The following is a 12,050-nucleotide window of genomic DNA, read 5'->3' as shown; positions in this document are numbered from 1 at the left end:
GACCTCTTAGATAATGTTGAGTTCATTCCAGGGGCTGCCAAGCCCGGAAAATCGAGTGGCAGAAAAGGGAGTGGGATCCATAAAAGGAGTGCGGTTGGTGATGATGTCAGCAAGCAATTCACCAGCGGCTGGAGCTTGGAGGAAACCATGTCCAGAAAAACCGGTGATGTAGAAGAACCCAGGAACTGTTAATGATGCACCAATGAGAGCGTTGTGATCCGGGGTGTTTTCATAGAATCCGGCCCAGCCACCTGCGAGAGAGGGATTTTCCAGCTCAGGTGCGATGATTGAGGCTGCCGCATTGAATTCTTTGAGCCACTCATTGGAGTATTCCCGGCAAAAGCCAGGTTCAGCGGCGTGAGAAATTCCCAATAGCAAGCCCCGGCCATAGTTGTGGAAATAGAAGGTGGTGGAGAGATCCAAGGTAAAAGGAATCCGCGGCGGAGGTGTGGATTGTTGAGGAGTCAACCCGATCATGCGTCGGGTAGGTTCGACGGGGAGATCTACTCCAGCCATCTCTCCAATTCTTTTACTCCACGCCCCCGCGGCGCACACGACTGTTTCGGTGCGAATCTCCCCGCGGCTAGTTGTTACTGACGTTATCCCTTGAGCGGTGCGTTCAATATCGAGAACTTCGGTGCGGTCACACATACACACGCCGCGCTCATCGAGTGCTCGACGTAAACCCTCCACAACTGCTGCTGGAGCCGCATGTCCATCATTGGGGGTATAGCACGCTCCAGTTAAAGCCTCCGCCTTGAGAAAGGGGTTAACTTTTTGAGCCTCATGCGGGTCCAGAGATCGAGCATCAATTCCTAATAGGCGCTGGGATTCAGCAGATTGATCTAGCGCCTGTCGCTCTTCCTCGGTACGAGCCAAGAAGAGATAACCTACTTTGTTCAGGTGGATATCGACGCCAAAATCACGGTGAAAGTTTTCATAAACCTTGAGTGACCGCTGCCCCAAGATAATGTTGGCTGGGTCAGAGAAATTAGCTCTCACTCCGCCCAGTGGTTTAGCGGAAGAACCGCTGCCCAAGGTGTCTCTTTCGAGCAGGACAATGCCGCTGTAGTTTCCTTGATGGTCTTGGCCAACGCCGCGTTCTGCAAGGTAGTGGGCCACGCTTAACCCCATGACACCACCGCCGATGATGACCACCTCAGCTGACTGAGGAAGATGGTCAGCGGTGCTCATGTCCAGACTTACTGTGGTGCCACAGGTAGGAGGAAGTTCAAACACGACCGGCTCCTTTCCCATAACGAGTTATCAGTTATCGATTACTCTAAACAGAAAAGTGTTCCGTGTCACTAAAAAAGCCAAGTTTTTTGTGGGAGAAGGAATATTTAACTTTGCGGGCGAGCATAATCTAGGTGCCGGACCATCAAATCTGCAGCCAAAACTGCATCGCCCCGAATGACAGCGTGGGCAATGTCAATATGCTCCTCAGCGCTCGCCCGGTCTCGTTCTTGGTGTCCTAAATGTCGGTAGGCGCCGTTAATCCGAGACTGGTCTCGAAGGATACGAACCATATCTGACCAGCGCGTATTTCCGATGAGACCAACCAGATAACAGTGGAAATCATTATCTGCATCAAGGTAGGGGATTAAATCACCCCCAGGGGTATCGGGGAGAAGATCAAGAGCATGATGCGCCAACTCGGTGAGGGTGTTGGCCTCATCTTTGGTGAGGTGGCGAGATGCTGCACGTCGCACCGCCTCTACCTCAATGAGGCGACGCAAATCGTAGACTTCCTGACGATCTTTAGGGGTCATTTCCACTACCCGGAACCCACGATTGCGCACCGGTTCTAATAGTCCCTCGGCGCTGAGTGACAGCATGGCCTCGCGTACTGGGCTATTGGAAATTCCCAGTTGAGAAGCAAGACTATTGGCGGAATAGAGTTGTCCCGGACGCATATCCCCGCTGACGAGCAGTCGCCTAATAAGCTGTTCGCTGTCCTCCTTGAGGGAGGGACGACGAGAGGGGTTAATACTAATGGGTGTTGCCCATTTCCTCGGTTCCACCGTGACGTCCTCAACTACTTTCATGATTCTAGGCCTATGTATTACCGATACACTTTTGTGTTTTCCCCGGTAGTTGCCACATTTTCCACACTCTATTCTAACTGCTGTGCTCTGACTTGGAAAATTTTCTTCAAAAAGCCCACTTGTCAGTAATCGATAACGTAATATGTGTTGTAGATCACTGCTAGATGTGTGAGCGTGGCTTCTTTTGTGAATTCTCACACACCGTTAGGAGAATCCTATGTCAGATACCTACATACTTGCTGCCCAATCCGGAGCAGTCGACAAAGCAATCCAAGGAGTTTTTGGACCCTTCGTTGACGTCCTCGAAAAGGTGGTGTTCTTCTCAATCCCCATCGGAAACGCACAACTTCCCGTCGTGGTGCTCTGGCTCTTTTTAGCGGGCATAATCATGACGCTGTGGATGAAAGTTCGCCCCATCCGCGACGCAATGCAAACAGTCCGCATTGTCCGCGGACATATGAGCCGGCACCACGATGCCGGAGAAGTCACCAGTTTCCAAGCAATGGCCACCGAACTCGCCGGAACCATCGGTCTCGGTAACATCGCCGGCGTAGCAGTAGCCATCAGCATCGGTGGTCCCGGCGCCTCCATGTGGATTATCATCGCCGGCATTCTAGGAATGAGTCTCAAGCTGGTAGAAGCTACTGCCTCCCAGATGTTTCGTCGAGTCAACAGCGACAACAGTATCTCTGGCGGGCCCATGTATTACCTCACCGATGGTTTAGCATTCATCGGAAAACCAAAGACCGGAAAATTCCTCGGGTTTTTCTACGGCTTCTGCTTCATGTTCGCGGCGATGGGCGCCGGAAACATCTTCCAATCCAACCAAATTGCCATGCACATTATTGACGTCACCGGCACCAAAAATGGCTGGCTAGGACACAACGGTTGGCTCATCGGCTTGGTATTGGCGGCAGTTACCGCCGTCGTCGTGCTGGGTGGTTTACAGTCCATCGCTAACTGGACGTCGCGTCTTGTTCCAGTGATGTCGGTGCTCTACGCCGTCGCCGTTCTAGTGATCCTCGTTATCCATGTCACGGAATTACCTGCTGCTTTCTCGACCATCTTCACCAGCGCCTTTACCGGCAAAGGAGTCACCGGCGGGGTCATCGGGGTAGCCATCATCGGTATTCAACGAGCGGTGTTTTCTAACGTCGCCGGGGTCGGTACCGCAGGTTTTGCCCACTCCACCACAAAAAACCACAAACCAGCAGAAGAGGGGTTAGTGGCGGCGTGGGAGCCTTTTATCGACTCGGTGGTGGTGTGTACTCTTACTGCCTTGGCCATCATCGTGACCGGAACCTACCGCAACTCTGATAGCGATGGAATCACTCTCACCACTGAAGCCTTCGCTACCGTTCACTCCTTGTTCCCCATTGTGTTGTCCATCTGTATTTTGTTATTCGGATTCTCCACGGTGCTGTCTTATTCCTACTATGGCAAGAAAGCCGCTGGATTTGTGTTCGGCAATAACCGAGTAGCCGAACACATTTATGATGCGTTTTACCTCATCATGGTGGTAGTCGGCGCGGCGGTGTCCTTGGAAACCGTCACTCGGTTTTCCGACGCCTTATTCTTCCTTGTCGCTGTCCCCAACTTGGTAGGTCTTTACCTGTTGGGACCCGCTATTCGCGCAGAAATTAAGAATTATCGGGAGGGGGTTCGGGACGGGAGAATCACCCCGGTTCCCAAGGAGGAACGTTCCACGCTACTGGGGAACCCGATGCCTAAGCAACAAGCCTAGGGGTGGATCTGTTGCCACACACTCCATGCTGCGGCGGAGGTTTCTTGGAGCATGAGGGACCGGGAATTCGGGATAGGGGAGATAGTGGTGTCAGGCATTTGGGCGTAGGTGGGTATCCCAACCAGGTGGACGCTGGGATCAATATTCCCATCGGGATGAATCAGCCGTCGGGTATAGCGGTCTACTTCCGGAGACCCGGTAGTCAGGTGTTCTCCCGCGGCGGTGTGGTAGTGAAAAGGGCGAAGCCGCCCTTGGTGTTCCAGGCTCGGCAATAACGGGTCCTGGTCATGGGGACGCGCAATAGTGGGTTGATGCATCCAGGCGTCAATAAGCGTGGTGGCCTCGGCGTGATCATGGGGAAGGGATCTGGTTTTTATCCGCCAGCGAGGTTCGCGATCATCATCAACCACGCTTAGTTGTGGCTCAGCTCCCAAGAAGGTGACAAAACCCGCATCATATAGAGCTAAAAGCTGACGGGTTCGAAATAACGGGGGGCCGGATCCCACCATTTGTCCCAAGGACATAAAAGCGCTAAGAGTAGGCCGAGAATCCAGGGTATAGGCACCTTCGGCCCCGATGATACTGGCTGGCTTTCGCGAGGCGCTAATAGACCACAGCCCAGCTTTCAGCGCAGAATCTCGGGCCAATACCGCTTCGTGAATATCGCAACTCATGCGGTGGGCGATGTGCTCCCCCAACGCTTCTGGGCTACTAAAAGTGCCGGGCAAAGGATCTAAGAATTCCCGCAGATCAAACCGATCCTCAGGCTGAGCGAGGAACTCTTGGGCAAGCTCAGCGGCTTGCTCCAGAAGATCTTCATCAGGAGCATGATCAAGAGCGTGAATGAGACTGGTGTGGTCGGATCCCTTAAACGCCTCAGGTCTAACCCGAGCTAGAGTCTGATAATAAGCCTCGTAGCTGTCGCGAATAATTGCTGGCCAAATAGTTCGACGGAAATCTATGCTTGCCGGGGTAGGGGTCTCGTGACCGGGATACTGTGGTCGAAGACGTCGGCCTAATTTCCTCAGCCGGGGAATCGCCGCTCGTGGAGGAAGAGAGTGGTACTCGGATTTGGGTAAGTAGGGGTATCCGCGGTGACTGCTAATAAGAAAATGCGGCTCGCGAGAACTGGGGAGATATCGCAATCCGGAGCGAGAATGGGCGTCGGGAATGAACTCTCCGCCGCGATCGAGAGTTAATAGTGCCATCACATCGAAAAATCCCATCCCTAGACCGCGGACGAGCACCGGGGCGGAATCAGGTACGGCATCTAAGGGTTGTTCGACGGGATTATCTGGGCGAATCCACACCAATGAAGGGTGGGTTTTTACGGCTTGAGCTAATTCTTGTTCGGCGATGTTTAGTCCAGGGCGCAGCCATCCAGGGGCGAGCACCGTACTATCGGCCTGAATCTTTACGCCATTATCGAGATGAATCGTATCGCGGCTACCGCAACGCTGGATTTCTTGTGCACGGGCTTGGTGGAATATCACGTGGACTGACTTGTCTAACCGGGCGAGTGCGACATCGAGGCACCAGCGAATATAGGCCCCATAGAGTGCCCTCGACGGATGGGACTCTGGCTGAGTGTTCTCCATTTCCGACCAGAATCGCTGATATTTATTCTTATCCGGAGGGAAAGAAAAGAAGGTTTCTCGTTTTTCACTAGCAATATCATCGACGCCGTCATCTGGGGCAATGATTAAACGAATCCATTCATGCAACGTGGGACCAGGCAGAATTCCCCCCTTGATCCCGCTATTTTCTTCCGGGAACAATGTCACTGCATGGGCGAGGGTATTCATGCATAACGTCGGAGTTTGCTCCGGATCCCAGATTCTTCCGGCCCCGGCAGGGGCATCATCAATGAGATGAAGTTTAATCTGCTTCGATGGGGAACCGGGGGGATTGTGTTCAGCAGTTTCTTGGCTTAATTGTGCTAATCGTTCGCACAGGCTAACTCCGCGGGGGCCTAGTCCGATGAGGGCGATGCTGTGGATTTGTTCGGTCATGGTGTATCAGTGTAGCGCCCCACCTACAAGCTAAATAGACCGGTATGTCTATTATAGTTAAACTAAGCTGTCTGTTAATCTATCGGGAAGCTATCCCAGGCACCCAAAGGAGAAGAAGATGAACGCTGGTTTGCGCATCTGTGAGAAGCTAAGACCCCTATCATCGCGCCGCATAACTGGGGTGATGATGCTGTGCGTCTTATGTCTTCTCACAGGATGTGGCTATGGGGGACACCTGGGACAGCCAGCAGCGAAGTCAGCGTCGGACCTAAATAAGCAGGAACTAACCTACCTGGAACCTCAGTTCTTCAACTCCCTCTATCCCCCAAGCGCTGGGTTTTATCCCAATGGTGCGGTGATAAACAACATTTGTGACCGGCTGCTCTACCAGGACCCGGACACCTTAGAGCTGCATCCATGGATAGCCAAAGAACTTCCGGAGGTTAATGAGGATGCCACTGAATACACTTTTCGGTTGCGTCCAGGAGTAAGTTATTCCGACGGTACCCCCGTTGATGCCGAGAATGTTCTGCGCAATATTGAGCTCTATGCCAAAGGGGATAAGTCACGGCATTTAACGAGTTCAGAGCAGATCTCTAACTACCGTGGTGGCGAAGTTATTGACCCCTTAACGGTGAAGTTTCACTTCTCTGCACCCGCACCTGGGTTTGCACAGGCCACCAGTAGCTACAATGCGGGCCTCGTCGCAAACTCCACGCTCGACGGAAGCGACACGGACTTCGCTCCAGGCAGCGCCACCAAAGTCATTGGGTCTGGGCCTTTCGTGATTAGTGAGGAAGACCTTGGCAGTCGGTTGGTGTTGACCGCGCGGAAAGATTATCGCTGGGCGCCCTCTGTCCTAGCCCACCAAGGGCCAGCTTATTTGGAAAAAATCAACTATATTTTGGCCAGCGAACAGTCCGTGCGGATCGGGGGACTGGTTGCCGGTCAGGCTGATATCGCCCGGCAAATCGAAGCCCCGGAGGAAAAGCATCTCAAAGACTCAGGATTAGAAATTCTGGCGCACGGGACTAACGGCGTGACTAATCAATTAGCTTTCCGTTTCCGCCACCCCCTATTGCAGGATATTCGCGTACGGCAGGCCCTGATGCACGGAATAGATCGGGAAGAGATTATCCATACTCTCTACTCTGATTCCTACCCTCTGGCGACATCCTCCCTGGCCACGACCGCTTCGGGGTATAAAGCACAGCCAGCTGATGCCTTTGCCTATGACCCCGAGCTCTCCAGTGCTCTTTTGAATCAAGCCGGTTGGGAACCTGGTCCTGATGGGATACGGCAACGTGATGGACGCAGGCTGAGTTTCACAGTCAATGAGGCGTTACCGCAGCCTCGCTCAAAAGAATTGATTACCAAGGCCCAAGAACATCTGCGACGGATTGGCGTAGAACTGAAGCTAAACCCCGGTGACCAAACTACTCAAAATGCTGACTCTAAGGATTTAGGGAAAATCGAAATCCGGCACACCATGGTTGGCCGCGCCGATAATGACGTCATCAAATCCCAATACGGAACTGCCGAACGCAATACCTTCTTAAATAAAGCCAGCGATGTGGACGCCATCGACCCGCACACTGGGCTTAATCCAGCAGAGGTGGCACCACCAGATCAACATCTGCAGGATTTGCTAGAAAAAGTCACGGCCACCGTCGATCCTTCCCAACGAAACCAGATTTCCGGGGAAATCCAAGACTACTTAACTAGCCAAGCCTATGTTTTGCCGCTCTTTGAAGAACCAGTGGTCTATGGATACCAACCCTATGTCCACGGATTCCACGCGGAAGCTATCGGGCGGCCAAGTTTTTATGACGTATGGCTAGGCGCCCCGGACGAGACCCAGCCCCCAGCAAACACCACGAAGGAGAACTCCTAATGTCTTTTGCAACGGTACTCCAGCGCTGCGGCCAAGCTCTCCTCGTGCTGTTGGTGACCTACGCCTTGGCTTTTATTTTGCTATCAGCTTTGCCCTCCGATGCTGTCATGGCGCGATTTGCCTCCCCAGAGTTAGGTCTAAGTGCCGAGGAAATCGCAGCTATTCGCCAGGAATATGGAGTTGATCGGCCTCTTATCCTCCAATTTTTCATCTCACTATGGGGGTTTATCCGAGGCGACTTCGGATACTCAGTACAAACGGGAACCGCAGTATCGAGCATGATCCGCGAGGCATTGCCAGGCACCATAGGTTTGGCATTAGCTGCGTTTCTTCTGGCAATCCTCCTCACCGCTGTCTTAGCGGTTCTCGCCACCGTCCCTTCCTCCCCCTGGCTGAGGTCATTCATCAACACCCTGCCGGGCATCATGGTCTCCCTACCAAGTTTCTGGATCGGTGTCATCATCATCCAAGTCGTCTCCTTCCAACTGGGATGGATCCCCGTCATCCAGCCCACCCGGTGGCAATCCCTGATCTTGCCGGCCTTCACCCTTTCCATCCCCATAGCCGCACCGTTGACCCAGATTTTTCTTCGCTCCATCGAAGACACCGCACAGCAGCCCTTTATCAGCGTGGTGCGTTCTCGCGGGGCTTCACGATGGTGGATTTTCAGCCGCAATATTTTCCGCAACGCCTTACTCCCCACCCTCACCATGGCTGGACTCCTCTTCGGAGAACTCGTCGGCGGAGCGGTTGTCACCGAAGCTGTTTTCGGTCGCGCCGGGATAGGCCACCTCACGGTCAATGCTGTTGCGAATCGTGATACCCCCGTTCTTCTTGCCGTGGTCATCATTGCTGCCACCACCTACGTGATCATCAATCTCATCGTGGATCTGCTCTATCCAGTCCTTGATCCTCGTCTGCGTCGAAAGGCTCGATCATGAACCAGACTGTGCGTCGAATATCTCACTATCCCGGCGTTGTCGTGGCCTTAGGAATTCTAGCTTTAGCTCTCCTAGCTGCACTTTTCCCTCATATTTTTACTCGCCTTGATCCCATTTCGGGAACTTTTGAGCCCTTGCTTCCCCCCTCCAAAGACAACTGGTTTGGCACTGATTCGGTAGGTCGCGACGTCTATTCCCGAGTGATCTACGGAACCCGGGAATCCCTCATCGGGGCAGCTCTTGCCGTCACTATTGGAATTGTGGCTGGAACTATCCTGGGGCTGATCGCCGGAACCACGCGCGCCGATGCCGTCATCATGAGAATCGTCGATGTGCTGCTGTCTATTCCCGCTCTACTGCTGAGTCTTTCGGTGATCATCATCCTTGGCTTTGGGACCACCAATGCCGCTATTGCGGTGGGAGTGACCTCGGTGGCAACTTTTACTCGTTTGGCTCGGTCCCAGGTGATCTCCGTGGCGCGATCGGAGTTTGTCGAAGCATCCTACGCAAGTGGAAGTTCTCCTCTTGCTGTCCTCATCGGGCACATTCTTCCCAACTCTCTCACCCCGGTTCTTGCTTTGGCCGCAATGCAATGCGGTTCTGCAATTTTGCAGCTAGCTACCCTCGGGTTCTTAGGTTACGGTGCTCCACCCCCCACCCCAGAGTGGGGACTGCTCATTGCTGATGCTCGGGACTACATAGCGACGTCCTGGTGGCTGACAGTGCTTCCCGGTTTCGTCATCATTGCCGTGGTGCTGGCAAGTAACTATCTTTCTCAGTTCCTGCAGAAGGAGGCTAATTAATGCATTCCCCTGATTCCACCCCCGCTGCCCCCTTGCTGTACTTAGAGGATCTCAATGTCAGCTATCAGACGTCGCGCGGAACTGTTCCTGCAGTTAGTGGTGTCCACCTTGAGGTTTCTCGTGGACATATGACAGCCATCGTGGGGGAGTCCGGCTCTGGGAAATCCACGACAGCACAAGCTGCCATCGGATTATTGCCGGCACATGCTCAGGTCTCTGGCACCATTACCCTTGCTGGAACCAACGTCAGCACTTACCGCGAACAGCAGTGGCAAAAGGTTCGCGGGCTCACCGTTGGACTTATCCCGCAGGACCCGGGTAACTCCCTCAACCCGGTAAAGACCATAGGAGACTCCGTTGCCGAAGGATTGGGAATCCATCGGCGCTCACTTGCTCACAAGATGAGCTCACGTCGTGCTCGCCGAGAAAAAGTCCTGGACCTATTGGACAAGGTAGGAATTGATGATCCGGAGCGGCGAGCTCAGCAATATCCCCATGAATTAAGTGGAGGGATGAAGCAGCGGGTTCTTATTGCTGCGGCGTTGGCTTTGGAACCGGATTTAATTATTGCGGATGAACCAACTTCTGCGTTGGATGTGACTGTTCAGAAGAAAATACTGGATTTGTTGGATGATATGCGGAAAGACACCGGGATTTTGTTGATAACCCATGATCTTGCCGTGGCTGGTGATCGGGCCGACCGGGTTGTGGTCATGGAACGCGGTGAAGTTCGGGAATCTGGACACGCAGCACAGGTATTAGCGGATCCTCGGCATCCTTATTCACGACGGCTTTTAGCCGATGCTCCGTCTTTACATACGGAGTACCGCCGTCGGACACCAGTGGATTCTGATCCCATTGTGGAGGTACGAAACCTCAGTCACCAGTTCGGGGATTTCCACGCCATTGATGACATAAGTTTTCAGGTAGCACGGGGGAGTACTCATGCTCTGGTAGGAGAATCTGGGTCTGGGAAAACAACAACCGGTCGTAGCATTGCTGGTTTTATTAAACCTACTAGCGGACAGGTGTTGGTGAATGGTGAAGAAGTTCCCACGGGGAAAGCTGTAAAAGAGTTTCGACGTACGGTTCAGCTGGTCTATCAAAATCCCTGGGCTTCGCTGGATCCTCGATGGAGTATTGGCAAAAGTATCGCTGAGCCTTTAGGTAACTACTTCTCGTTGACCGCACAAGAGCGAGATCGCAAGGTTAAAGAGGCACTTGAGCTCGTCTCATTAAACCCAGATTTGGCTCAGCGACGTCCAGGGGAGCTCTCGGGTGGGCAGCGACAACGGGTTGCAATTGCGCGAGCTCTTGTTGTGGAACCGGAGCTTGTGGTTTTAGATGAAGCGGTTTCTGCTCTTGATGTGACAGTGCAGTCCCAAATCCTGAAGCTCTTAGATCACCTCCAGCAGGAGCTCAATTTAACCTATATTTTCATCTCTCATGATCTTGCTGTGGTCCGAGCAATTTCGGATTCGGTCTCTGTCCTCCAGCGGGGGAGACAAGTAGAAAGCGGGCCTACTCAGCAAATTTTCGGAGAACCTGCTACGGAGTACACCAAGACGTTAATTGAGGCTATTCCGGGCCGGCGATACCGCGAAGGGGCGCTCAACCTAGGACTCTAATGAGGCGATATGTAACAGTGGATTCTTTCTGGGCGATGGACCTATAGGAAATTCATCCGACATCGTTGTCATGGACGATGTTGGAGTTTTGCCTCAGAATTCATTGAGCACATCATGTGAGGACGGTGCCGTGCCAACTATCGGAGATGCAGGTCAACCTGCCTACGTAGAAATTGCGGATTCATTGCGTGAAGCAATAAACAACCGAACTCTCAAGGCGGGAGATCAGCTGCCTGCAGAGCGAGTGTTGGTGGAGCATTTTGGGGTAGCGCGCATGACCGTGCGCCACGCGCTCGATATTTTGCAATTGGAGGGGCTTATTGATCGGAAACGGGGCCGGTCGGGTGGAACTTTCGTACGTCAGCAGCCTCCAGCAGTAGAACTTCTCACCTTGTCACATAGCGTTGAGAAACTCATCGCGGCGGGGCATGAGGTCACTGTTGAACCGCTGACCTTTTCGATAGAACGGGCTAACCGCGGAATCGCCGAGCGCCTTGAAGTTCCAGATCCGCGCAATCCGCCTCAGATCTATCAGGTGCAACAGCGCTTCCTGCTCAACGGCATTCCTGCGGCCGTGATGCGAGCCTATTGCCCGGTGGACTTCTTTGAAGAGCTAGGCACAAAAGATCGTGGTGATTTTATTGCTCCTTATCTGGAGCCACGAACTAGCCGAACAACCGCCATGATTACTTTGTCTGCAGCCAATGGAGAAGACCGGAAATTACTAGAGGTGCTTTCGAATGTTCCGCTCATTTGCGTGGACCGAATTGGCTTCGGGCTCGATGATAAACCTACTTATTGCTTAACCACCGTACTTCGTTCAGATGTGATGACAGTGCATGTGAGCAATGAAAAGATTAAGGCCTAGAGGCTAAATAGGTGATGTGCTTTGCAAAACAGATAATACCTTTATGTTTGCCCAGCTAGTAAAGTTAACAATTCTTCTTTATGTGTAGTTACACTGGAAGCACCCAGGAGAA

General features: G+C 52.9%; 9 protein-coding genes. 6 read left to right on the top strand and 3 right to left on the bottom strand.

All coding sequences use genetic code 11. The annotated features are described in order from the left end of the window. Window positions 1-6: 6 nt before the first annotated feature. Together GP475_RS09525 and GP475_RS09520 are read right to left on the bottom strand one after the other, a co-directional pair. Window positions 7-1,239: an NAD(P)/FAD-dependent oxidoreductase gene (locus tag GP475_RS09525; RefSeq protein ID WP_224400643.1), complete on the bottom strand. Its 1,233-nt coding sequence runs from the start codon at window positions 1,237-1,239 to the stop codon at window positions 7-9. A gap of 104 nt (window positions 1,240-1,343) precedes the next feature. After that, a complete protein-coding gene (locus GP475_RS09520) occupies window positions 1,344-2,048 on the bottom strand; it encodes a GntR family transcriptional regulator (protein WP_187974160.1) in 705 nt (234 codons plus the stop codon). A 217-nt stretch (window positions 2,049-2,265) separates the two neighbouring features. Here GP475_RS09520 and GP475_RS09515 point away from each other — a divergent pair, with 217 nt between their 5' ends. Then, complete coding sequence (locus GP475_RS09515; protein ID WP_187974159.1) at window positions 2,266-3,792, top strand: alanine/glycine:cation symporter family protein; 1,527 nt, start codon at window positions 2,266-2,268, stop codon at window positions 3,790-3,792. Here the strand turns inward: GP475_RS09515 and GP475_RS09510 are convergent. Next, window positions 3,789-5,804: an FAD/NAD(P)-binding protein gene (locus GP475_RS09510; RefSeq protein WP_187974158.1), complete on the bottom strand. Its 2,016-nt coding sequence runs from the start codon at window positions 5,802-5,804 to the stop codon at window positions 3,789-3,791. The genes GP475_RS09515 and GP475_RS09510 overlap by 4 nt on opposite strands. 118 nt (window positions 5,805-5,922) lie before the next feature. Here GP475_RS09510 and GP475_RS09505 point away from each other — a divergent pair, with 118 nt between their 5' ends. The 5 genes from GP475_RS09505 (at window position 5,923) to GP475_RS09485 (ending at window position 11,938) form a co-directional block, all read left to right on the top strand. After that, entirely contained in the window at window positions 5,923-7,698 is a 1,776-nt protein-coding gene (locus GP475_RS09505; RefSeq protein WP_224400645.1) for a TIGR04028 family ABC transporter substrate-binding protein, read from the top strand. Then, the gene (locus GP475_RS09500) at window positions 7,698-8,639 is read left to right on the top strand and encodes an ABC transporter permease (protein ID WP_187974157.1); all 942 of its coding nucleotides are present in this window, start codon (window positions 7,698-7,700) and stop codon (window positions 8,637-8,639) included. Before GP475_RS09505 ends, GP475_RS09500 begins: the two co-directional genes overlap by 1 nt. Then, window positions 8,636-9,442, top strand: a complete 807-nt coding sequence (locus GP475_RS09495) for an ABC transporter permease (protein ID WP_187974156.1) — start codon at window positions 8,636-8,638, stop codon at window positions 9,440-9,442. Before GP475_RS09500 ends, GP475_RS09495 begins: the two co-directional genes overlap by 4 nt. Beyond that, complete coding sequence (locus tag GP475_RS09490) at window positions 9,442-11,070, top strand: dipeptide ABC transporter ATP-binding protein (RefSeq protein WP_187974155.1); 1,629 nt, start codon at window positions 9,442-9,444, stop codon at window positions 11,068-11,070. Before GP475_RS09495 ends, GP475_RS09490 begins: the two co-directional genes overlap by 1 nt. Before the next feature lie 130 nt (window positions 11,071-11,200). After that, the gene (locus GP475_RS09485; protein WP_224400647.1) at window positions 11,201-11,938 is read left to right on the top strand and encodes a GntR family transcriptional regulator; all 738 of its coding nucleotides are present in this window, start codon (window positions 11,201-11,203) and stop codon (window positions 11,936-11,938) included. Window positions 11,939-12,050 lie beyond the last annotated feature (112 nt).

Source organism: Corynebacterium poyangense, assembly GCF_014522205.1.
Classification (GTDB): Bacteria; Actinomycetota; Actinomycetes; order Mycobacteriales; family Mycobacteriaceae; genus Corynebacterium; species Corynebacterium poyangense.
Note: the sequence above shows the minus strand (reverse complement) of the source record. Positions and strands in the feature narration are given on the sequence as shown.

Excerpts from the sequence above, each read along its gene's own strand:
- GP475_RS09510 (WP_187974158.1), bottom strand. The coding sequence starts at position 5,804 with ATGACCGAACAAATCCACAGCATCGCCCTCATCGGACTAGGCCCCCGC.
- GP475_RS09520 (WP_187974160.1), bottom strand. The coding sequence starts at position 2,048 with ATGAAAGTAGTTGAGGACGTCACGGTGGAACCGAGGAAATGGGCAACA.
- GP475_RS09500 (WP_187974157.1), top strand. The coding sequence starts at position 7,698 with ATGTCTTTTGCAACGGTACTCCAGCGCTGCGGCCAAGCTCTCCTCGTG.
- GP475_RS09505 (WP_224400645.1), top strand. The coding sequence starts at position 5,923 with ATGAACGCTGGTTTGCGCATCTGTGAGAAGCTAAGACCCCTATCATCG.
- GP475_RS09515 (WP_187974159.1), top strand. The coding sequence starts at position 2,266 with ATGTCAGATACCTACATACTTGCTGCCCAATCCGGAGCAGTCGACAAA.
- GP475_RS09490 (WP_187974155.1), top strand. The coding sequence starts at position 9,442 with ATGCATTCCCCTGATTCCACCCCCGCTGCCCCCTTGCTGTACTTAGAG.
- GP475_RS09495 (WP_187974156.1), top strand. The coding sequence starts at position 8,636 with ATGAACCAGACTGTGCGTCGAATATCTCACTATCCCGGCGTTGTCGTG.